The sequence below is a fragment of the Nocardioides sp. OK12 genome (assembly GCF_024341885.1).
In the GTDB taxonomy this organism is placed as follows: Bacteria; Actinomycetota; Actinomycetes; order Propionibacteriales; family Nocardioidaceae; genus Nocardioides; species Nocardioides marinisabuli.
This window is the reverse complement of sequence record NZ_BNET01000001.1, coordinates 818,039-839,824: the sequence shown is the minus strand read 5'-3', so window position 1 is coordinate 839,824 and position 21,786 is coordinate 818,039. Positions and strand designations below refer to the sequence as shown.

Annotated in this window: 20 protein-coding genes; 15 read left to right on the top strand and 5 right to left on the bottom strand. The window is 73.4% G+C overall.

Annotated features, from left to right (window positions below; translation table 11 throughout):
- The first annotated feature begins 18 nt into the window (after positions 1 to 18).
- Positions 19 to 3,564 carry an ABC transporter ATP-binding protein gene (locus tag OCU29_RS04115; protein WP_261818881.1) on the top strand — a complete coding sequence of 1,182 codons (3,546 nt, stop codon included), beginning with the start codon at positions 19 to 21 and terminating at the stop codon, positions 3,562 to 3,564.
- Positions 3,565 to 3,793: 229 nt separating this feature from the next.
- Positions 3,794 to 4,699: a TIGR01777 family oxidoreductase gene (locus tag OCU29_RS04110; RefSeq protein ID WP_261818880.1), complete on the top strand. Its 906-nt coding sequence runs from the start codon at positions 3,794 to 3,796 to the stop codon at positions 4,697 to 4,699.
- A gap of 16 nt (positions 4,700 to 4,715) precedes the next feature.
- Here the strand turns inward: OCU29_RS04110 and OCU29_RS04105 are convergent, their stop codons facing one another.
- Positions 4,716 to 5,240: a hypothetical protein gene (locus OCU29_RS04105; RefSeq protein WP_261818879.1), complete on the bottom strand. Its 525-nt coding sequence runs from the start codon at positions 5,238 to 5,240 to the stop codon at positions 4,716 to 4,718.
- 65 nt (positions 5,241 to 5,305) lie between these two features.
- Between OCU29_RS04105 and lipB the strand changes: the two genes are divergently transcribed.
- The 5 genes from lipB (at position 5,306) to OCU29_RS04080 (ending at position 9,843) form a co-directional block, all read left to right on the top strand.
- Positions 5,306 to 6,046: a lipoyl(octanoyl) transferase LipB gene (gene lipB, locus OCU29_RS04100; RefSeq protein ID WP_179616274.1), complete on the top strand. Its 741-nt coding sequence runs from the start codon at positions 5,306 to 5,308 to the stop codon at positions 6,044 to 6,046.
- Positions 6,047 to 6,100: 54 nt separating this feature from the next.
- Complete coding sequence (locus OCU29_RS04095) at positions 6,101 to 7,081, top strand: ABC transporter ATP-binding protein (RefSeq protein ID WP_261818878.1); 981 nt, start codon at positions 6,101 to 6,103, stop codon at positions 7,079 to 7,081.
- On the top strand, positions 7,078 to 8,076 hold the full coding sequence (locus OCU29_RS04090) for a hypothetical protein (protein WP_261818877.1): 999 nt from the start codon (positions 7,078 to 7,080) through the stop codon (positions 8,074 to 8,076). The genes OCU29_RS04095 and OCU29_RS04090 overlap by 4 nt, the downstream gene beginning before the upstream one ends.
- Positions 8,077 to 8,142: 66 nt before the next feature.
- On the top strand, positions 8,143 to 9,084 hold the full coding sequence (gene lipA / locus OCU29_RS04085) for a lipoyl synthase (protein ID WP_179616271.1): 942 nt from the start codon (positions 8,143 to 8,145) through the stop codon (positions 9,082 to 9,084).
- 51 nt (positions 9,085 to 9,135) lie between these two features.
- Positions 9,136 to 9,843: a DUF4191 domain-containing protein gene (locus OCU29_RS04080; protein ID WP_179616270.1), complete on the top strand. Its 708-nt coding sequence runs from the start codon at positions 9,136 to 9,138 to the stop codon at positions 9,841 to 9,843.
- Positions 9,844 to 9,941: 98 nt separating this feature from the next.
- Here the strand turns inward: OCU29_RS04080 and OCU29_RS04075 are convergent, their stop codons facing one another.
- The gene (locus tag OCU29_RS04075; protein ID WP_261818876.1) at positions 9,942 to 10,802 is read right to left on the bottom strand and encodes a hypothetical protein; all 861 of its coding nucleotides are present in this window, start codon (positions 10,800 to 10,802) and stop codon (positions 9,942 to 9,944) included.
- 36 nt (positions 10,803 to 10,838) lie between these two features.
- Positions 10,839 to 11,255: an RDD family protein gene (locus OCU29_RS04070; RefSeq protein WP_261818875.1), complete on the bottom strand. Its 417-nt coding sequence runs from the start codon at positions 11,253 to 11,255 to the stop codon at positions 10,839 to 10,841.
- Between the two features lie 196 nt (positions 11,256 to 11,451).
- Between OCU29_RS04070 and glnA the strand changes: the two genes are divergently transcribed.
- Complete coding sequence (gene glnA, locus OCU29_RS04065; RefSeq protein ID WP_179616267.1) at positions 11,452 to 12,876, top strand: type I glutamate--ammonia ligase; 1,425 nt, start codon at positions 11,452 to 11,454, stop codon at positions 12,874 to 12,876.
- 226 nt (positions 12,877 to 13,102) lie between these two features.
- Positions 13,103 to 13,612 carry a VOC family protein gene (locus OCU29_RS04060; protein ID WP_261818874.1) on the top strand — a complete coding sequence of 170 codons (510 nt, stop codon included), beginning with the start codon at positions 13,103 to 13,105 and terminating at the stop codon, positions 13,610 to 13,612.
- A gap of 36 nt (positions 13,613 to 13,648) precedes the next feature.
- Here OCU29_RS04060 and OCU29_RS04055 read toward each other — a convergent pair whose 3' ends face one another.
- Positions 13,649 to 14,122: a MarR family winged helix-turn-helix transcriptional regulator gene (locus OCU29_RS04055; protein WP_261818873.1), complete on the bottom strand. Its 474-nt coding sequence runs from the start codon at positions 14,120 to 14,122 to the stop codon at positions 13,649 to 13,651.
- A 115-nt stretch (positions 14,123 to 14,237) separates the two neighbouring features.
- Here OCU29_RS04055 and OCU29_RS04050 point away from each other — a divergent pair, with 115 nt between their 5' ends.
- Complete coding sequence (locus tag OCU29_RS04050; protein ID WP_261818872.1) at positions 14,238 to 14,612, top strand: DoxX family protein; 375 nt, start codon at positions 14,238 to 14,240, stop codon at positions 14,610 to 14,612.
- An 11-nt stretch (positions 14,613 to 14,623) separates the two neighbouring features.
- On the opposite strand, the gene OCU29_RS04045 is transcribed toward OCU29_RS04050, so the two are convergent.
- Positions 14,624 to 16,147 carry a hypothetical protein gene (locus OCU29_RS04045; RefSeq protein WP_261818871.1) on the bottom strand — a complete coding sequence of 508 codons (1,524 nt, stop codon included), beginning with the start codon at positions 16,145 to 16,147 and terminating at the stop codon, positions 14,624 to 14,626.
- Between the two features lie 244 nt (positions 16,148 to 16,391).
- Between OCU29_RS04045 and OCU29_RS04040 the strand changes: the two genes are divergently transcribed.
- The 5 genes from OCU29_RS04040 to OCU29_RS04020 are packed head-to-tail and all read left to right on the top strand — an operon-like array spanning position 16,392 to position 21,742.
- Positions 16,392 to 17,123 carry a GntR family transcriptional regulator gene (locus OCU29_RS04040; protein ID WP_179616206.1) on the top strand — a complete coding sequence of 244 codons (732 nt, stop codon included), beginning with the start codon at positions 16,392 to 16,394 and terminating at the stop codon, positions 17,121 to 17,123.
- Positions 17,123 to 18,085 (top strand): N-acetylglucosamine kinase, encoded by a 963-nt coding sequence (locus OCU29_RS04035; RefSeq protein ID WP_261818870.1) that lies wholly within the window; start codon positions 17,123 to 17,125, stop codon positions 18,083 to 18,085. The genes OCU29_RS04040 and OCU29_RS04035 overlap by 1 nt, the downstream gene beginning before the upstream one ends.
- Positions 18,082 to 19,002, top strand: a complete 921-nt coding sequence (murQ, locus tag OCU29_RS04030) for an N-acetylmuramic acid 6-phosphate etherase (RefSeq protein WP_179616204.1) — start codon at positions 18,082 to 18,084, stop codon at positions 19,000 to 19,002. The genes OCU29_RS04035 and murQ overlap by 4 nt, the downstream gene beginning before the upstream one ends.
- Positions 18,999 to 20,216 (top strand): anhydro-N-acetylmuramic acid kinase, encoded by a 1,218-nt coding sequence (locus OCU29_RS04025; RefSeq protein ID WP_261818869.1) that lies wholly within the window; start codon positions 18,999 to 19,001, stop codon positions 20,214 to 20,216. The genes murQ and OCU29_RS04025 overlap by 4 nt, the downstream gene beginning before the upstream one ends.
- Entirely contained in the window at positions 20,216 to 21,742 is a 1,527-nt protein-coding gene (locus tag OCU29_RS04020; protein WP_218876348.1) for a sodium:solute symporter, read from the top strand. Before OCU29_RS04025 ends, OCU29_RS04020 begins: the two co-directional genes overlap by 1 nt.
- Positions 21,743 to 21,786: the final 44 nt, after the last annotated feature.

The window sequence follows — 21,786 nt, the reverse complement described above, 5'->3', positions numbered from 1 at the left end:
CATACCGTCGGGGGCACCGTGACTGTGACCGATCTCGGCGCCCACCCCGCGCCTACCCAGACCCCTCCGCCCACCAGCCCGCCGGCCCAGCGACGACCCGTCGACTGGCGCCGGATGCGCAGCCCGTGGGCGGTGCTCGCGCTGCTCGGCTCCCTGCTCGGCGCCGTCGGCACGGCGGTCGGCTCGGCCGTCGCCGGCCGGCTCGCGGAGGAGGCCACGGTCCCCCTGGTGTGGCTGCTGGCGCTCTGCGTGGTCGGCGCGGCGGTGCTGGACTCGGTGGGGCGCACCATCTGGGCCGGGGTCACCGACCGGGCCGAGGGCCGCCTGCGCGCCGACCTGCTCGACGCCGCGATGCTGCAGCCGCTGGCCGCGCTCGACGAGCAGGCGGTCGGCGAGGTGCTCGACCGCGTCGACGACGACACCCACGAGGTCGGCTCGCTGCTGCGCCAGAGCGTGTGGATGGCGATCCGCACGCTGCTGGCCTCGGGGCCGCTGTGGCTGGTCGCCGGCCTGACCTGGTGGCCGGCGTTCATCCTGTTCCCGCTCGCCGGGGTCGCCGCCGTCGCGGTGGTGCGCCCGCTGCTGCCGCAGATCTCCGAGCGCAAGGTCGTCGAGGAGATGGCCTGGACCGACCACGCGGCCGCGATGGAGGAGGGCATCGCCGCCCGCGACGACCTGCGCACCACGCTGGGCCAGGCCCACCTCGTACGCCGCTGCACCGAGCTCGCCGCGACCGTGCACGCCCGCTTCGCCGAGGTCCTCACGCTGGAGAGCCAGGTCGGTCGCCGCACCGGCACGCTGCTGCACGCCATGCTCGCCGGCACCGCCGTCGTCGGCGTCGCCCTGGTGCTCGACGACCGGCTCGGCACCGCCGCGCTGGTCACGCTGTTCCTGGTCACCACCACCTTCGTGGGCCAGGTCGACCAGCTCGCCCGGCACCTGCCCGACCTGCAGGCCGGCTTCGGCGCGGTGCTGCGCCTGCGCCAGCTGCTCGGGGCCGAGGCCGAGCCCACCGGCGGCGCGGCGCTGGCGCCGGGCCCGCTCGACCTGCACCTGCGCGACCTGCACTTCTCCTACGGCACCGGCCCCTTCGCCCTGCAGGGCGTCGAGCTCACCGTGCCCGCCGGCACCACCTGCGCGCTCGTGGGCCGCACCGGCTCGGGCAAGTCGACGCTCGCCTCGCTGGTCTCGCGCGCCGTCGACCCCGAGCCCGGCAGCGTGCTGCTCGGCGGGCGCGACGTGCTCGAGCTCGACCTGCAGGCGCTGCGCAGCGCCGTCGGCGTGGTCACCCAGCGCACCGAGATCCTGGCCGGCACCCTCGCCGAGAACATCGCCCTCTTCGCGCACGGCTCGCGCGCCGACGTCGAGGCCGCGGTCACCGAGCTCGGGCTGGAGAGCTGGGTCGCCGGGCTGCCCCAGGGGCTCGACACCCCGCTGGGCCCCGGGGGCACCACCCTGTCCTCCGGGGAGGAGCAGCTGGTCGCCTTCGCGCGGCTGCTGGTGCGCGACGTGCGGGTGGTGGTGCTCGACGAGGCCACCGCCCGGATGGACCCGGTCACCGAGGCCCGGGTGGTGCGGGCCGCCGACCGGCTGCTGACCGGTCGCACCGGCCTGCTGGTGGCCCACCGCCTCGGCACCACCGAGCGCGCCTCCCAGGTGGCGGTCCTCGAGGCCGGCCGGGTCGCGCAGCAGGGCCCCCGGGCCGTGCTGGCCTGCGAGCCCGGCGCGTTCCGCGACCTGCTCGAGGCCTCGGCCACCGAGCAGGCGCACGAGCACGACCTCGACGACAGCCACGCCGCGGCCCACCAGGCCGCACGTGACGCCGACATCGGCAGCGCGCGGCGTACGGGCCAGGCGCCGGAGGCACCCAGCCTGCGACCGCTGCCCAGCCTGAGCCGCACCATCTGGAACGCGCTGCTGGTGGAGCCGCGCTGGGGCCTCGTCGGCGCCGGGCTCTTCACGGTCTCGGCGCTGACCGGTGCCTTCGGCGCGGTCACCGGGTGGGTCTGGGGGCTGCTGGTCACCGACCTGCAGCAGGGTGGTCGCCCGCTCTGGCTGGTGGTGGCGCTGGTGGCCTCGCTGATGGTCGCGCCGCTGCTGCTGGCCCTGGCCTTCAAGGTCTACCCGCGCTGGTGGGTCGCGGTGATGCTGCGCGTGCGCGCGGCGGTGCTGCAGGGCCAGACCGAGCAGCGACGGCTGACCCGCACGCCGCCGGGCGAGGTGGTGGCCCGCGCGATGGACGCCGACCGGCTCGCGCGCTACGCCGACCGCTGGGTCGACCTGGTCAACGGGCTGATCATCGTGGCGCTGACCGCGGCGCTCGCCCGCAGCCTGCTGGCCGGCGGGGTGCTGCTGACCGTCATGGTCGCCTCGGCGCTGGCCTCCTCGCTGGGCCGCCGGGTCGCCGGTCGCTCCGCCGCCGCATCGTCGGCCGCCCGGGCGCGCTTCGGCCGCTCGCTGGTCTCGGCGCTGGAGTCGGTGCGCACCGTCAAGCTCGCCGCCGCCACCCCGGCGGTCCACCAGCACCTGCGCGAGGTCGACTCCGGGCGCGTCGAGGCCGCGGTGCGCGAGCACCGGGTGCAGGCGCTGCTCGACGGCGTACCGATCGTCATGGTCCAGCTCGGCGTGGTCGCCGCGTGGGGCGTCTACGTCGCCGAGGGCTGGGGGCTGGCCACCGCGCTGCTGGTCGCCAACGCCGTCGCCGGCTTCGACTGGTTCGGCCGGGTGGCCGGCTCGGTGGTCACCGAGGCCCCGGGCACCCGCGCGTGGATGCACGAGACCAGCCGCCTGGCCGGCGGCGGCGACCTGATGGCCGAGCCGCCGGGCGTCGACCTGGTCGCCGGCGTCTCCCCCGCCCCCGCCAAGGCGGCCCGCGAGGAGCTGCGCACCCTGGAGGTGCGCGGGCTCACCGCGGTGCACGACGACGGCACCGTCGGCGCCCACGACATCGACCTGCGCGTCGAGCGGGGCGAGCTGGTGCTGCTGCTCGGTCAGGTCGGCTCCGGCAAGTCCAGCCTCCTCGCGGCGCTGGCCGGGCTGGTCAGCACCCGCGGCGAGGTGCGCTGGAACGACCGGCTGCTCGACGACCCCGAGACCGAGCTGCGACCCGGCCGGGTCGCCCACGTGGCGCAGGTGCCCCGGGTGCTGTCGGGCACGTTCCGCGACAACATCCGGCTCGACCACCCCGACCGGCAGGTCGAGCCCGCCATCGCGGCCGCCCGCCTGGGCCGCGACGTCGAGGAGGCCGGTGGGCCCGACTCGCTGGTCGGGCACCGCGGCGTACGCCTCTCGGGCGGGCAGGTGCAGCGCGTCGCGCTGGCGCGGGCGCTGGCCTGCGACTCCGAGCTGCTGCTGGCCGACGACGTGTCCTCGGCGCTCGACGCGGCCACCGAGGTCGAGCTGTGGGAGTCGCTGCGCGAGCGCGGCACCACCGTCGTCGGCGCCACCTCCAAGACCGCCGCCCTGGCCCGCGCCGACCGGGTCGTGGTGCTGGTCGACGGCACCGTGGCCGCCAGCGGGCCCTGGTCGCAGCTGGCCCCCCGCTGGCGCCACCTCGCCGGCTGACCCGTCGCAGATCTCACGCTGACCCGGCCCAGACTTCGCCCCGACCCGGCGCGAATCTCGCGTCGAGCCGGCCCGAACCTCCAGGCGGCAGGTTCGGGCCGGGTCTGTGGGAAGTTCGGGCCGGGTCGGTGGGAAGTATGAGCCGGGTCGGTGGGAAGTTTGGGCCGGGTCAGCGGGAAGTGTGGGCCGGGTGAGGGTGGGTGGTGACGAGGCGTGGCAGGCTCGGGGCATGAGCCTGCATGTGGTCATGGCCGGGTCGTCCGGCTTCCTCGGCACCCACCTCACCGCCGCGCTGCGCGAGCGCGGGCACCGCGTCACCCGCCTGGTGCGCAGTCCCAGCGAGAAGCCCGACGCGTCGACCTGGGACCCGTACGCCGGCGTGGTCGACCGCGACCTGGTCGCCGGCGCCGACGTGGTGGTCAACCTGGCGGGCGCGCCGCTGATCGGCAACGTGCACTCGCAGAAGTGGGCGCGCGAGGTGCGTGAGAGCCGGGTGCGCACCACCCGGCTGCTCGCCGAGGTGATCGCCGGGGCCGACGAGCCGCCGGCGTTCCTGGCCGGCAACGGGATCGCGTTCTACGGCGACCACGGCGACCAGCCGCTGACCGAGGCCTCCGACAGCCGCGGCGACGCGCTGCTGACCCAGGTCAGCCGCGAGTGGCAGGAGGCCACCGAGCCCGCGGCCGCCGCGGGCTCGCGGGTCTGCGTGCTGCGCACCTCCCCGGTGATGGACCGGCGCAGCCCTCCCCTCAAGCAGCTCGTGCCGCTCTTCAAGCTCGGCCTGGGCGGCCGGCTGGGCAGCGGGCGCCAGCACATGGCGATGATCTCGCTGCGCGACTGGATCGGCGCCGTGGTGCACCTGGCCGAGCACGAGAGCGCCTCGGGGCCGTTCAACCTGTGCTGCGAGACGACGCCGACCAACGCCGAGTTCACCGAGACCCTGGCCTCGGCGCTGAGCCGGCCCAGCTTCGCGACCGTGCCGGCACCGCTGCTGCGGGTCGCCGCGGGCAAGATGGCCCCCGAGCTGCTGGGCTCGCTCAACGTCAGCCCCGCGGCGCTGCGGGACGTCGGCTACGACTTCCAGGACCCCGACGTCGCGGCGGTCGTGTCCTCCGGTCTCGCGGCCCGCGACTGAGGGCGTCCACCAGCCCTCACCAGCCCAGCTGCCGCACCGACTCCACCCGCCACGCTCCCCCGCTGTGCCGCAGCACCACCGACCGGGTCGTCGCCCGGTCCGTCGGCAGCACCCGTCGTACGCCGCCGCCGACGGCCACCGCGCCCACCAGCCGGTCGGTGACCCGCAGCCGCAGCAGCCTCGGCCGGGGCGCCGGGCGCCGCTCGACCACGTCGAGCGCCAGCACGTGGGTGGCCATCCCGCGCACCCGCAGGCCCCGCCCGCTCCAGGCCGCCAGCATCTGCCGGTCGCGCCGGCCGGCCCCCGAGCCCGCGACGTAGAGCCGGGCGAGGGCGGCGCCGTCACCGCTGCCCCAGGCGGCGGCCCGCTGCTCGTCCCACGCGGCCAGCACCGAGCGCGCGTGCCGCTCCCCCGGGGCGGGACCGCCCGGACCTCCGGGGCCACCCGGCACCGCGGCGGCGGGAGCGGTGCCGACGCCGACCAGGACGACGGTCAGCAGCAGCGGCGAGGAGGCGCGGACGAGCGCGGCGAGGGGACCCATGCCCCACCTCCTACCCGGCCGAGCCCGCGGCCCACCACGCTGTCCACAGGCGTAGGCTCGCCGGCATGAGCGAGCAGGAGAGCGTGCAGTTCGAGGTGGCCGGGCTGGGGCCCGACGCGGTCGACTACCTGGCCGCCTGGGAGCTCCAGCGCGAGGTGCACGCGCAGGTCGTGGCCGGCGAGCGGCCCGGCACCGTGCTGCTCCTCGAGCACCCGCCGACCTACACCGCCGGCAAGCGCACCGACGCCCACGAGCGTCCCCTCGACCCCGGCGGCGCGCCCGTCATCGACGTCGACCGCGGCGGCAAGATCACCTTCCACGGCCCCGGCCAGCTGGTGGCCTACCCGATCGTCGCGCTGCCCGACCACGTCAAGGTCGTCGACTTCGTACGCCGCATGGAGGAGGCGATGATCGCCACTTGCGCGCACTTCGGGGTCGAGACCGCCCGCGTCCCGGGCCGCAGCGGCGCCTGGCTGCGCGCCGACGAGCGGGCCGGCGAGCGCAAGATCGGCGCGATCGGCATCCGGGTCAGCCGGGGCGTGACCATGCACGGCATCTCCCTCAACTGCGACGTCGACCTGGGCTGGTACGACCGCTTCGTGCCCTGCGGGATCGCCGACGCCGGGGTCACGACCCTGAGCCTCGAGACCGGCCGCCGCGTCGGCGTCCAGGAGGCCCTGCCGGTGCTGCAGGACCACCTCACCGAGATGCTCGCTTGGGGCGACTACACCGCCACCCCCGACTACGAGCCGCGCCCCGAGCCGGGCCGCGCTCCGCGCATCGAGCTGGTCACCCCCGGCGGCTGAGCTGGTCCGGCGCGTCGCCCGGGTCAAGGGACGAGGCTCTGCCACGCTCCGCTGGTGAGCACCACGAGCGACCTCGGGGTCGTCGACACCCGGCACGACCTGATCATCGAGACCACCGCGCTGCGCAAGGAGTTCCGCACCCGCAAGGGGCAGACCCGCGTGGCGGTGCAGGGCCTGGACCTGGCGGTGCCGGCCGGTGGCGTGCACGGCTTCCTGGGCCCCAACGGCTCGGGCAAGACCACCACCATCCGGATGCTGCTGGGCCTGGCGCGCGCCACCAGCGGCACCATGCGTCTCTTCGGGCGCCCGGTGCCCGACGAGCTGCCGGCCGTCATCGGTCGGGTGGGAGCGGTGGTGGAGTCGCCGAAGTTCTCGCCCAACCTCACGGGTCGGCAGAACCTGCTGCTGCTCTCCCGCTCCATCGGCGGGCCCGACACCCGCGTCGACGAGGCCATCGAGACCGTCGGGCTCACCGGCCGCGACGGCGACCGGTTCCGCGCCTACTCGCTGGGCATGAAGCAGCGCCTGGCGATCGCCGCGACGCTGCTCAAGGACCCGGCGCTGCTGATCCTCGACGAGCCGACCAACGGCCTCGACCCGGCGGGCATCCGCGAGATCCGCGACACCATCCGCGACCTGGGTGAGCGCGGCGTCACGGTGCTGCTCTCCTCGCACATCCTCGCCGAGGTCCAGCAGGTCTGCACCTCGGCCACCATCATCGGCAACGGCCGGCTGCTGGCCTCGGGCACCGTGGCCGACCTGCTGGCCGGCGGGTCGGCGTACCGCGTCGACGTGGCCTCGCCCGGCGAGGCGCGGCGGCTGCTCGACGCGGCCGGCCACACCACCCGCCCCGGCCCCGACGAGCACTCCCTGCTGGTCGACACCGAGGCCCCGGCGGAGGTGACCCGGCTGCTGGGTGAGGCCGGGATCTGGTTGGCGGGGCTCTCCGCCCAGCGCCAGGACCTCGAGAGCTACTTCCTCGAGCTGACCGCCGACGACACGCTGGGGCAGGCCACCACGGGCGGTGCGGCATGAGGGCGCTGGTCGCGGTCGAGGCCACCCGGCTGCGCTGGCGCCGCGCGGTCGTGCTGCTGCTCGTCGCCGCGGTCGCGGTGCCGGCGCTGGTCCTCGCGGCCACCGCCTGGGACACCCGACCGGTCTCCGAGGCCGAGCAGGAGCAGCTCCTCTCCGAGCGGTACGCCGCCAAGGAGGTGCGCCGCTGCGGGCGCGACCCCGGCAACTACCTCTACCCCGCGCCCGCCTCCACCGACACGGCGCTGGTCGAGCAGGCCTGCCGCGCCCAGGTCCTCGAGTGGTACGGCGGCCGCCCGACGCTGCGCCTCGACGCCGAGACCCGCGAGGGCTCGGTGCTCGGCGTGGTCGCCGTCGTGAGCCTGCTGATGCTGCTGGTGGGCACCACCTTCGTGGGCCACGACTGGAGCTCGGGGTCGATGAGCAACCAGCTGCTCTTCGAGCCACGCCGCTCCCGGGTGTGGGCCGCGAAGGCCGTCGTCGTCACGCTCACCGGGCTGCTGGTCGCCGGCGTCGTGCTCGCCGCGTACTGGGCGGGCCTGTGGGCGCTCGCAGGGTCCCGCGGCCTCCCCGTCGGCGAGGGCGTCGTCGGCGACGGCTTCGAGCTGGTCGCCCGCGGCACCGTGCTCGCGGCGGCCGCCGCGCTGGGCGGCTACGCCCTCACCATGCTCTTCCGCAGCACCGTCGCCACGATCGGCGTGCTGTTCGCGGTCTCGGTGCTGGGCGGCACCCTGATCGGCCTGCTCGGCAGCGGCGGCGGCAGCACCGAGCGCTGGCAGCCGCAGCTCAACCTGGTGGCGTTCGTGACCAACGAGCTGCGCTACTACGACGAGAGCAGCCTGCCCGAGGAGTGCTTCTCGCGCCGGGGCGGCCGGGGCCTCGAGTGCGACGGGGAGCGGGTCCTGACCGCCACCGACGGCGGCGCCTACCTCGGCGTGCTGCTGCTCGGCGCCGGCGCGGTCTCGCTGGTCTCCTACCGCCGCCGCGACGTGCCCTGAGCGCCGGGTGCCCCGGGGGCACCGCCGACTCGGCCGCTGCTGGGGCGGCGGCGTACAGTCGAGCGCGTGACTGAGGCACCTGCACCCGAAGGCCGCAAGCTCCTCCGACTCGAGGTCCGCAACGCCGAGACCCCCATCGAGCGCAAGCCGGAGTGGATCAAGACCCGCGCCAAGATGGGCCCGGCGTACAAGGAGCTGCAGAACCTCGTCAAGGGCGAGGGCCTGCACACCGTGTGCCAGGAGGCCGGCTGCCCCAACATCTTCGAGTGCTGGGAGGACCGCGAGGCCACCTTCCTCATCGGCGGCGACCAGTGCACCCGGCGCTGCGACTTCTGCCAGATCGACACCGGCAAGCCCCAGCCGCTCGACCGCGACGAGCCGCGCCGGGTCGCTGAGTCGGTGCAGAAGATGCAGCTGCGCTACGCCACCATCACCGGGGTCGCGCGCGACGACCTGCCCGACGGCGGTGCCTGGCTCTACGCCGAGACCGTCAAGGTGATCCACGAGCTCAACCCCGAGACCGGCGTCGAGAACCTGATCCCCGACTTCAACGGCAAGCCCGACCTCCTCCAGGAGGTCTTCGAGAGCCGTCCCGAGGTGCTGGCCCACAACGTCGAGACGGTGCCGCGGATCTTCAAGCGCATCCGTCCCGCGTTCCGCTACGAGCGCTCCCTCGACGTCATCACCCAGGCCCGCGACTTCGGCCTGGTCACCAAGTCGAACCTGATCCTGGGCATGGGCGAGACCCGCGAGGAGGTCAGCCAGGCCCTGCGCGACCTGCACGAGGCCGGCTGCGAGCTCATCACGATCACCCAGTACCTGCGCCCCTCGGCCCGCCACCACCCCGTCGAGCGGTGGGTCAAGCCCGAGGAGTTCGTCGAGCTCAAGGACGAGGCCGACGAGATCGGGTTCTCCGGCGTCATGTCCGGACCGCTGGTCCGTTCGTCGTACCGGGCCGGGCGCCTGTACCGTCAGGCGATGGAGGCGCGAGAGGGCGCCGCCGTCTGAACCCCGCCCGCGGGACGTCCCCGGGCCGACCCGAGTGAGGCACGCTTCCGCATGGCCAAGCAGACCGACGCGTCGTCGATGAACCGCCGCCAGCAGTTCGCCGAGACCTACCGGATCACCAAGAGGACCGACCCGCGCATCGGGCTGTGGCTCCTGCTGACGTTCCTCGTCACCGGCGCCCTGGGCTTCCTGGTCTTCAAGATCCTGCCGGGCAGCGGCGCGATCGAGTGGGTGCTCTCCGTCATCGGCGGCATCCTCTTCGGCACCCTGGGCGCGCTGATCCTCTTCAGCCGCCGCGCCCAGGCCTCGGCGTACAGCCAGATGGAGGGCCAGCCCGGCGCCGCCGCGGCCTCGCTCAACATGCTCAAGCGCGGATGGCACACCGAGACCGCCGTGGCCTTCAACCGCCAGCAGGACGTCGTGCACCGCGTCGTGGGCCCTCCGGGCATCATCCTGGTCGGCGAGGGCAACGGCTCGCGGCTGCGCGCGCTGATGGCCGGTGAGCGGCGCAAGCACGAGCGGGTCGTCGCCGAGACCCCCGTCCACGAGATCGTCGTGGGCCGCGAGGAGGGCCAGGTGCCGCTGCCGCAGCTGATGAAGAAGCTGCGCAAGATGAAGCGCGAGGTCCGCCCCGCCGACATCACCGACATCCGTGCCCGCCTCAAGGCGCTCGACGCCAGCCGCCCCGCGGTGCCGCTGCCCAAGGGCCCGGTGCCGACCAGCATGAAGGGCATGCGCCAGAACATGCGCGGGCGCTGAGCGTCGTACGACGCCGGCAGCACCAGCAAGACGCAGCGAAGGGCGGCGAGGTCATCGACCTCGCCGCCCTTCGTCGTCCTCGGGTGGCCCCGACGGGCTCAGCCCATCTGGCTCGAGCCGCCCATCATGTCCTTCATCGTGGTGACCTGCTTGGCCGGCGGCGCCTCGATGTCGACCTCGGTGCCCCAGTCGTCCATGCGCATGTCGGTGGCGCCGAGGTCGCCCATCTCGACGACCATCCTCCGCATGTGGGCCTCGTCGTCGAACCACACGTCGTACGACATCTCCTCGGGCAGCATGTCCTGCGGGAGGTCCTCGAGGCCCTCCATGTCGCGGAGCGTGGCGCTCGGGTCGACCACGGCGGTGTAGCGCTCCATCGACTCGCCGTCGACGTCCTCCTCACCGACGAAGGTGACGCTCTCGAGCCCGGCCTCCATCATCTCGGCCTGCTTCGAGGGGTCCATCGAGTCGGTCATCATCGGTCCCAGCGGGTTGCCCGGCTCGTCGAGGTCCATCGACAGGTACTTGCCGCCCAGGTCGGGCACCTGCATGTAGATCACGTTGTCGACCATGATCATCTCGATCGGCTCGTCGCCCATCTCGGCGCTGGTCATCGTCATCTGCACCGCCGGCGTGCCGCTGGTGTAGTCGACGACCCCCTCGGCCCTGACCTCCACGCCGGCGGTCTCGGAGGTCATGGTGGTGCGGGCGGTGGTGGAGTCCTCGAAGGAGGAGGTCATCAGGTCGACGAACTCCTCGTTGGGCACCGTCTCCCCCGCCTCGAGGTCGCCGACCTCCTCGCCGGCCTCCTCGTCGGCCTCGTCCTCGATCTGCGCCGACGCGCTGGTGTCCTCGGCGTTCTCCGCCTCGTCGTCACCGCCGCAGGCGGCCAGGCCGGTGAGGGCCAGCGGGAGGACGGCGGCGGCAGCAGTACGCCGCCAGGTCGGGGTGCGCTTCATGGTGTGCCTCTCGGAGGGGGTGCTGTCCCCAGAGTCTCACCGTCCGGCCAGGCGGCGAAACGTCTCGATCGTGACGGTGGAGGTGCCGGCGGCGAGGTCGTGCAGGCCCCGGCCGTCGGGGCGGAAGACCAGGGGCGGGACGACCAGGGCCACCAGCAGCTGGCGGGCCAGCGCGGGCAGCAGCGCCGGGGGCCGCGGGTCGCCGTACGAGCGCACCACCCGCAGGCGGGTCACGACCTTGCCGAAGGAGCCGCCGAGCAGCGCGGTGAACAGCGCCGACTCGAGCACGAAGACGCCGAGCACGTAGAAGCCGGACGCCGGGTCGGCGTCGGCGCCGTACACCGGGGTGAAGAGGGTGACCGCGAGCGTGCAGGCGGCCCAGTCGACGACGAGGGCGACGATGCGGCGGGTCCAGGAGGCGGTCTCGACGCTCGGCGCGCTGGTGGGGCTCACCCGCCCAGCCTAGAGACCGGTGCCGCGGCTCTGGCCGGGCGGGAGACTTGGACGTCTGTTACATGGGGGAAACACGTCCGATACGGTCTGGAAACTGCCTCACTCGTAGGGTGAGCGCATCGTCCGAGGCATCGTCGCCGCGGGTGTCCACTCTCAGATCTGCCGGTCGTCCGACGGGGACGGCCAAGGAGGACGAATGTTCCAGAACAGCGAGGAGCTGCTCAAGTACATCAAGGACGAGGGCGTCGAGATGGTCGACGTGCGCTTCTGCGACCTGCCCGGCGTCATGCAGCACTTCACGGTCCCGGTGTCGTCCTTCGACCAGTCGGTCTTCGACGACGGCCTCGGCTTCGACGGCTCGTCCATCCGTGGCTTCCAGGCCATTCACGAGTCCGACATGTCGCTGTTCCCGGACCCGACCACGGCCTACATCGACCCCTTCCGGGCCGCGAAGACGCTGGTCGTGAACTTCTTCATCCACGACCCGATCTCGGGCGAGGCCTACTCGCGCGACCCGCGCAACATCGCCCGCAAGGCGATGGCCTACATGGCCACCACCGGCATCGGCGACCAGGCGTTCTTCGCCCCCGAGGCCGAGTTCTACGTCTTCGACAACGTGCGCTTCGAGACCAAGGCCAACGCCGGGTTCTACGAGATCAACTCCTCGGCCGGCGCCTGGAACACCGGTGACGCGTTCGAGAACGACAACCGCGGCTACAAGGTCAAGTACAAGGGCGGCTACTTCCCCGTCGCCCCCACCGACCACTTCGGCGAGCTGCGCGACGAGATGGTCATCGAGCTCGAGCGGGCCGGCCTGCAGGTCGAGCGCGCCCACCACGAGGTCGGCACCGCCGGCCAGGCGGAGATCAACTACCGCTTCGACGAGCTGCTCAAGGCCGCCGACGACGTGATGAAGTTCAAGTACATCATCAAGAACACGGCCTGGCGCAACGGCAAGACCGCGACCTTCATGCCCAAGCCGATCTTCGGCGACAACGGCTCGGGCATGCACGTGCACCAGTCGATCTGGAACGAGGGCGAGCCCCTGTTCTACGACGAGACCGGGTACGGCGGCCTGTCCGACATGGCGCGCTACTACATCGGCGGCATGCTCAAGCACGCCCCGTCGCTGCTGGCCTTCACCAACCCGACGGTGAACTCCTACCACCGCCTGGTCCCCGGCTTCGAGGCCCCGATCTCGCTGGTCTACTCCCAGCGCAACCGCTCGGCCTGCGTGCGCATCCCGATCACCGGCTCGAACCCGAAGGCCAAGCGCGTCGAGTTCCGCTGCCCCGACCCGTCGGCGAACCCCTACCTCGCCTTCTCGGCGCTGCTGCTCGCCGGCCTCGACGGCATCAAGAACAAGATCGAGCCGCCCGCCCCGGTCGACAAGGACATCTACGAGCTCCCGCCGGACGAGATGGCCGACATCGACCAGGTCCCGACCTCGCTCAACGCCGTCCTCGACTCCCTCGAGGCCGACCACGAGTTCCTGACGGCCGGCAACGTCTTCACGCCCGACCTGATCGAGACCTGGATCGACTACAAGCGCACCAACGAGATCGCGCCGGTGCAGGCCCGCCCGCACCCGCACGAGTTCGAGCTGTACTACGACATCTAGTCACGTGTGCACGTAGAGCTCGAACGCATCGTTCGAGGACGAGGGCCCCGGCTGCGCCGGGGCCCTCGTCGCATGCCCGGGGTCAGCGGTGGGCCAGCAACCATCCGTCGACCACTTCCGGTTGCTGGCGCACCGCTGCTGCGGGTTCACCTGCGAGGACTGACCCGCGGGAGCGGTTCACGGGGGGTTATGATTGAAAGAACAATCACTTACGAGGGAGCGCGTCATGACCGTCAGCGCCGTCCGCCTGAACCACGCCGTGCTCTTCGTCGCCGACCTGGAGCGCAGCGTCGACTTCTACCGGGCCGCCTTCGACATGGAGGTCGTGGCCCGCGAGCCCCGCGCGCACGCCGCGTTCCTGCGCCTGCCCCGCTCGGGCAACCACCACGACCTCGGGCTCTTCGGGGTCGGCGCCCAGCCGCCCCGGCCCCGCGGCGCACTCGGGCTCTACCACCTGGCCTGGCAGGTCGACACGATCGAGGACCTCGAGGCGGCGCGCCTGACCCTGGCCGGGCTGGGTGCGCTCAGCGGCGAGTCCAGCCACGGCGCGACCAAGAGCGTCTACGCCGCCGACCCCGACGGCAACGAGTTCGAGGTCATGTGGATGCTGCCGAGGGCCGAGTGGGGCGCCTACGAGAACGCCGCACCGGTCGAGCGCCTCGACCTGCCCGGCGAGGTACGCCGCTGGGGCGGCGTACGCACGGCCGGCGAACTGGTCCCCCTCGACCCGGCCTGAGGGCACCCGGCTCCTGGCTCGGCGCGAGGACGACCCTCACACGCTCCGGTTCTGGGGGTCGACGCGCTGCAGGATGCGGCTGCCGATCTCGGCGACCTGCGCGACCATGGCCGGCTCCAGGGCGTCGAAGACGAGGCGGCGCACCTCGGCGACGTGGCCGGGAGCGGCCGCCACCACCGCCTCCCACCCCTGGTCCGTCAAGGTCGCCAGGGTGTAGCGCCCGTCGGCCGGGTCCGGGGTGCGCCGGACCAGGCCCCGCTTCTCGAGCCGGGCCACCACCTGCGACAGCCGCGGCAGCGACCCCTCCGCGGCCCCGGCGAGCTCGCCCATCCGCAACGTCCTGGCCGACGCCTCCGACAGGCGCGAGAGCACCCCGTAGTCGAAGTGCCGCAGGCCGGCGTCGCGCGACAGCTGGGAGTCCAGCGCGTGCGGCAGCCGGGCCAGCACGCCCACGAGCACCCGCCAGGCGTCCTGCTCCTCCGCCGTCAACCAAGGCGTCTCGTCGTCCACGTCCCGAGACTACCGACCACGGTCGGCGACGGGACGCCGTCGCGAGCATGAATTGCACCTTGAAGTCATGCGGCCTAATATTGCTTCAACCTTTAAGTCAATGCAAGGAAGTCACATGAACATCGTCCTGTGGATCATCGCCGCCGCCCTCGCCCTGGTGTTCCTGGCCGCCGGTGCCATGAAGCTCGCCCAGCCCAGGAAGAAGCTCACGGCGTCCGGCATGGAAGCGATGGAGAACCTCCCCGCCGGCGCGATCAAGGCGATCGGCGCCCTCGAGGTGCTGGCGGCTGTCGGGCTGGTCGTCCCCGCCGTCCTCGACGTGGCTCCCGTGCTGGTCCCCCTCGCCGCCACCGGTCTGGCGCTGCTGATGGTCGGTGCCGCCATCACGCACGCACGCCGCAAGGAGAACCAGGCGGTGGTCGTCAACGGGGTGCTGCTGGTCCTGGCGGCCGTCGTGGCCTGGGGCCGGTTCGGCCCGCACTCCTTCTGAGCGCTCCGCGCTCAGGGCACCGGGCTGCAGCCTGACACGGTCGGCTGCGGTGCGGTGCTGGAGATCCAGGTCAGCCCGCGGATCTCGAGGACCAGCCACCCCGCCGGGTCCGGGAGCACCGTGAGCGCCACCGTCTGGCCGGCGAGCCCGTCGAGCTCGCCCGAGGTCGGCTCGGCGACCCCGTCACCGTCGTAGTCGTTGATCTCGCAGACCGGGTCAGGGATGCCCAGGACGAGCGGCTGACCGTCGAGGCACCGGCCCGCAGCGCACTCGGTCCACAGCCCCTCGACCACCTGGGGCGACGGCGCAGGCTCCGATTCCGGGGTCGCCGACGGCTCCGGCGTCGCGGTCTCCGGCGGCGCCCCGGTCTCCGGTGCGGGCGTGGCGGTCCCCGGGGGCGGCGCCCCGGTCTCCGGCGCTGGTCCGGCGCTCGAGGGCGGCGCTGCTCCCGGGGCCGTCTCCTGCGCGGTCGGGGACGCGGTCGCGGACGAGCTGGGAGCCGCACTCGGTCCTTGCGTCCCGGGCGCACCCCCGTCCTCGACGGGACCCGCTGGTGCGGGGGCCGTACCAGCTCGGACCCCTGCACCGGAGTCGTTCGCGGAGCCGTCCCGCCGAGGCCCCCGGCCGGGGACCCCCGGGTCGTCACCGGCTCGGGGCTCGCTGCTCGCCGGGGGGGTAGCGAGCGCGCGGACCGTCGGGGAGGGGGCGAACGGCTCCGGAGCCGCGCTGGCGGCATACCCACGGGCGAAGGACATCACGAGCGAGACGTAGTCGCGGGAGCGGTTGTAGCGCAGCAGAGCCGCTCGCACGTCGTCCCGCGAGTCGAGCCCGGACCTGTCGGAGCAGAGGAACACCGCCGCGGCGAGGGCCGCGTCGTCGATGTCGTCCGGGGACCGCTCGCCGTCGGCGTCCCCGTCGACCGCCACGACGCTCCAGGTGGACGGGAGCAGCTGCATCGGCCCCACCGCCCTGTCCCAGACTGCGTCGCCGTCGACCTGGCCGGCGTCGGTGTCGCGGACGACGGACGTCCCCCCGGTGCCGTCGAGCGCCGTACCCACGACCGCCGGCCGCGAGACCCCGTCCTCGTCGAGCTCGGCGCCCCCGAGCCGGCCGTGGTCGGACTCGACCCGGCCCACCGCTGCGAGGAGGCTCCAGGGCACGCCGCACTCCGGGGCGGCCTCGGCCAGCACGGTGTCGGCACGCTGGTAGGCCAGGAGGGCGACCGGCGGGATGCTGCCGACGCCCTCTCCCCCGGCGGCGCCGACCCCTCGCACCGGCCTGGTCACGCCGCTCCCGGCGACCTTCCCGGCGGGCAGGACGACCGGGCTGCCCGCACTCGGGAGCGCCACGCCGCGCACGTCGGAGCGGAGCGCGCCCTCCACGACCTCGCCCGAGGCACCGGACGGGCCTGGTGGACCGGACGGGCCGGCGCCGAGCGTGCCCGAGGCGACGGCGCAGGCGGTGACCGCGGTCGCCACCAGCGCCGTGCGGAGACGCGCCGCCAGCGGCGCCCGGAGACCTGGGGACGAAGACATGGCCCCACGCTCACCGGGCGACCTTGCAAAGACCTTGTCCCGGCGGTCCGACGCTCCCGGGCCCACCCGCAGAGGGGACCGGCCTGCGCGACCCGTGACCGTCGGCGAGGCACGTCTCGCGGTGACGACCGGGGGGGGCAGGTCGTCCGTCGCTCGAGGATTGGCCTCGATTCGTCCCCTCATTGGTCCAATTTTCTAGTCCAATGGTCTTGTTTCTGGAGCGGTGTCATGACTGAATGACCCGGTGACCAAGTACCACGCCATCCGCGACCAGCTGCTGGACCGCCTCGACACCATGGCTCCCGGCGAGCAGCTCCCTCCCGAGCGTGTCCTGGTCCGCGAGCTGGGGGTCTCCCGGATGACCCTGCGCCGCGCCACCGACGAGCTGGTCGCCAGCGGAGTGGTGCGACGCCGACCGGGTGCCGGCGTCTTCGCCGTCGGCCCGAAGCTCGACACCGCGCTGTCGGCGACGTCCTTCACCGAGGACATGCGGGCTCGCGGGCTGCGCCCGGGGTCGGCGATCCTGTCCTTCGAGCGACGCGCCGCAGGGGCGAGGATCGGCCGGCGGCTCGAGGTCTCGCCCGCCGCCGACGTCGTCCACGTCACCCGCCTCCGGCTCGCCGACGACGAGCCGATGTCGATCGAGGCGCTGTACATCCCGGAGGGGACGGTCCCCGGGCTGAGCCCGGAGGACCTCGAGAACGCCTCCTACTACGACATGCTGCGCACCCGCTACGACGTGACGATCGCTCGCGGCGTCCAGACGATCGAGCCCACGGTCACCGACGAGGAGGAGTCCGACAAGCTCGGTGTGCCGCTGCACTCGCCGGCTCTGCTCTTCGAGCGGACCTCCTGGACCGCTGAGGGGGCCGTGGTCGAGTTCGTCCGGTCGATCTACCGCGGCGACCGCTACCAGATCCGGACCGAGCTCTCGGTGCCGCAGGTCGCCGAGCCCGCTCGGGGGACGACTCCCTGATGTCCACCGTCCTCGTCTTCGACGCCGGCAAGACCGGCTGCCGGGTCGGTCTCTGGGTCGACGGGTCCTGCGTCGCGCGCGGTGAGGGTCCCGGCCCCTCGGGCCTCGCCGACCCGGCCGGGGTGGAGCAGGCGCTGGCCCGGATGGCCGAGGCCGAGGCCACGCTGGAGACGCCTCCGGGAGCCACGCGTCCCGTGGAGACGATCGTGGCCGGCCTGGCCGGGATGCTGAGCGCCGTCGAGCACGCCCCGCGGCTGCGGACCAGCCTGGCCCAGCGGTACCCCGGCGCCCGGGTCGTCCTGACCAGCGACGCGATCACCTCGCACGCCGGGGCGCTCGCCGGACGGGCGGGGGTGGTGCTGGCGGCCGGCACCGGGGTCAGTGTGCTCGCCCTCTCCGCGGAGGGCCGGTTCCACCTCGTGGACGGCTGGGGATACCTCCTGGGCGACGCCGGGAGCGGGTACGCCATCGGTCGAGCCGGCCTCGACCAGGCGCTGCGGCGCCACGACGGTCGCGGCGGCAGCGAGGCCCTGCTGGCCAGGGCCGAGGCCCGGTGGGGTCAGGCGCGCCGGATCCCCGGGCTCGTCCAGGGCTCGGCCAACCCGGCGCGACTGGTCGCCTCCTTCGCCCGCGACGTGTTCGACGCCGCGCGGGAGGGCGACCCCGCAGCCCGCGACATCTGCGAGGAGGCCGCCGAGCAGCTCGCCGGCTCGGTGGCCGCCGCCGCTCTCGGAGCGCGGCTCGGCCCCCCGGTCGTCCTGGCCACCACGGGTGGGCTGCTGCACGCCGGTGCTGTGCTCACCGACCCCCTCGACCACCACCTGGAGTCGCTGCTGCCCGGGTCCACCCGGCAGCCGGCCGAGGGCGACGCCCTGGCCGGCGGCCACCTGATGGCACTGCGGCCCGACCTCCCGCACCACCAGCTCCTCCCCGACCGCCACCCACAAGGAGACGTCCGATGACCGCCGAAGCACGGCTGGGCCACGAGCTCGCCGCCCTCGACACCGAGGCCTCGCGCCCCGGCGTCCACCTGGAGCGCCTGGGCACCGGTGAGCTGGTGGCCGCCCAGCTCGAGTGCGACCGACGGGTCTCGGACGCCGTCGACGCCGCGGCCGACCAGATCACGGCGGCCCTGGACGCCGTGGTCGCCCGGCTGGGCGCCGGTGGACGGATGGTGTACCTCGGAGCCGGGACCCCCGGGCGCCTGGCGGTCCTCGACGCCGCCGAGTGCCTGCCCACCTTCGGGGTCGGCCCCGACGTCGTGCATGCCGTGATCGCGGGCGGGGACGTCGCCCTCACCCAGGCCGTCGAGGGCGCCGAGGACGACGCCGAGGCCGGCGCCGCCGACGTACGCCGCGCGGAGATCGACGCAGGCGACGTGGTGGTGGGGATCAGCGCGTCGGGACGCACCCCCTACGTGCTGGGGGCGATCGAGGCGGCGCGCGCGGCGGGTGCGGCCACCGTCTGCGTCACCAACAACCCGAGGACGGCCCTCGCCGCGGCCGTCGACCTGCCGATCGAGACGTTGACGGGACCCGAGTTCGTCACCGGCTCCACCCGTCTCAACGCCGGGACGGCCCAGAAGCGCGTCCTGAACATGCTCTCCACCATCGCCATGGTCCAGCTCGGGAAGGTGCACGGCACGCTGATGGTCGACGTCGTCGCCACCAACGAGAAGCTGCGCGCCCGCACCGTGCGCATCGTCTGCGAGGCCACCGGCGTCGACGCGGACGAGGCCCGGCGGGTGCTGGCGGACGCCGACGGGCACGCCAAGACCGCGATCGCGGCTCTGCTGCTGCAGGTGCCGGCGGTCGAGGCCGCCGCCCGCCTCACCGCGACCGGCGGGCACCTCGGACGCCTCCTCGAGGAGCAGCCATGATCGTCGCCGGACTGATGACGGGGACCTCGGCCGACGCGCTGGACGTCGCGCTCGTGGACTTCACGACCCCGGACGACGCCCCCGGCGACGAGCTCACGATGGAGCTGCTCGACCACCGCGAGGTGGCGTTCCCCGACGACCTCGGCCGGGACCTGCTCCGCCTCCTGGAGCCGGGACCGGTCCCGCTGAGCCTGGTCGCCGACGTCGACAGCCGCCTCGGCATCCTCAGCGCGGAGGCCATCGGACAGGTCCTCTCAGAGACCCGTCTCGGCTGCGACCTGGTGGTCTCGCACGGCCAGACCGTGCAGCACCTCCTCGCCGGGGGCGAGGTGCGGGCCACGCTGCAGATCGGTCAACCGGCCTGGATAGCCGAACGGACCGGGTGCCCCGTCCTCTCCGACGTCCGGGCCCGTGACGTGGCCGCCGGCGGCCAGGGCGCCCCGCTCGCCAGCATGCTCGACCACCTGCTGCTCGCCGACCCCGCGGAGGTGACGGCGGCGCTGAACCTGGGCGGGATCGCGAACCTCACGGTCGTGGCACCCGGCGCCGACCCGCTGGCTTACGACACCGGCCCCGCCAACGCGCTGATCGACGTCATGGCCCGACGCATCTCCGGCGACCCGAGGGGATTCGACCGGGGCGGCGCGATGGCAGCCGCCGGCGAGGTCGACACCGAGCTGCTCGCCCAGCTGCTCGACGAGCCCTACTACCGGCAGCCGGCCCCCAAGTCGACCGGCAAGGAGCTCTTCCACGCCGGGTACCTCGACCGGGCGCTGTCCACCCGACCCGACCTCGCCGCGAACGACGTGGTCGCCACGCTGACCCGGCTGAGCGCCGTGACCGTGGCGGCCGAGTGCCGCCGGCACGCGGTGGCACGCGTGGTCGCCTCTGGTGGCGGCACCCGCAACCCGGTGCTCATGGCCGAGCTGGCACGGAGCCTGGACGACGGCGTCGTGCTGGAGGACACGACGAGCCTGGGCCTGCCGGGCGACGCCAAGGAAGCGGTCCTGATGGCGCTGGTCGGCTGGCTGAGCTGGCACGGGCTCCCCGCGACCCTGCCCAGCTGCACCGGCGCCTCGCGGGGCACCGTCGCCGGCCGGATCACTCCCGGGCACCAGCCGCTCCGCCTGCCCGAGCCGCGAGTCGCACCACCCGAACGCCTCCGACTGAAGAACACCCCCGTGCCCCAGGCACCCACCGAAGGAGAACTGTGATGCTGCAACCCCTGGACCTGGCGGTCATCGTCATCTACCTCGTCGCGACCGCCTTCCTCGGCCTCAGGCTCAGTGGCAGGCAGACGGGACTCAACGACTACTTCCTCGGCGGGCGCGACCTGCCCTGGTGGGCGGTGTGCCTCTCGGTGGTCGCCACCGAGACCAGCGCGCTGACCGTCGTCGGCATCCCGGTCATGAGCTTCGTCGGCAACATCTCGTTCCTCCAGGTCGCCGTCGGCTACCTGCTCGGACGCATCGTGGTCGCGGCCCTGATGCTGCCGCGCTACTACAACGGCGAGATGGTCACCGCCTACGCCTACCTCGGCCAGCGGTTCGGCAGGAGCACCCAGTCGACGGCGGGTGTCACCTTCATGTTCACCCGCCTGCTGGCCGACGGCATCCGGGTGCTGGCCGCTGCGATCCCGCTGAAGCTGATCTTCGCGGGGATCGGCGTCGACCTCAGCTACTTCACGATCATCGTCGGCCTCGCCGTCGTCACCATCGTCTACACGTTCATCGGCGGCATCCGCGCGGTGGTGTGGGTGGACGTCGCCCAGATGGGGCTCTACGTCGTCGGCGGACTGCTGTCCATCATCGTCATCACCAGCGACATCGGATGGGGCTGGATCGGTGAGGCCGCCAGCGCCGACAAGCTCCAGCTCCTCGTGCTCCAGGGCAACCCGATCACGGACGCCTCGACCCTCGTCCCGTCGCTGATCGGCGGCGCGATCTTCGCCATGGCCTCCCACGGAGCCGACCAGATCATCGTCCAGCGCCTGCTCACCTGCCGCACCAAGGTCGACGCCCAGAAGGCCGTCGTCTTCTCGGGTGTCGTGGTGCTCCTGCAGTTCGCGGTGTTCCTCGTCGTGGGGCTGGCGCTCTGGGGCTACTTCGGGCAGCAGAGCCCCGAGGAGCTGGGCCTGACCCGCAACGACGAGGTGTTCCCCAAGTTCATCATCGAGGGGCTCCCGGCCGGCGTGTCGGGCCTGCTGCTGGCCGGCATCCTCGCCGCCGCGATGAGCACCCTGTCGTCGTCGCTCAGCGCGCTGTCCTCCTCGACCGTCACCGACGCCTACGCGCTGATCCGCAAGACCCCGATGACCGACGAGGAGGGTCTGCGCGTCGGCCGCTGGGCCACGGTCGGCTGGGGCCTGGCGTTCATCGCCCCGGCCGCCTTCTTCACCAGCGACTCGGGGAGCATCGTCGTCCTGGCGCTGGGGATCGCGGGCATCACCTACGGCGCCCTGCTGGGCGCCTTTGCCCTCGGCATCGTCAACAAGCGCGCCCGGGCCGCGGACGCGAACGTCGCCTTCGTCTGCGCCGCCGCCACGACCACGACCATGTTCGTGCTGGAGAAGTGGGTGCTCGCCGTCGACGGTGTCCCGCAGGTGATCGTGGCCTGGCAGTGGTACCCGCTGGTCGGGGTGGTCGTCACCCTGGTCGTCGGCGGGCTGCTCTCGCTGCGCCACGCCGGTGACGCGCCGCTGGCCTCGAACCCCACGTCGGACGAGCGCTCACGCGTGTGAGGTCCCCACGACCGACGACACGCAGCCCATCGACCGAGACCACC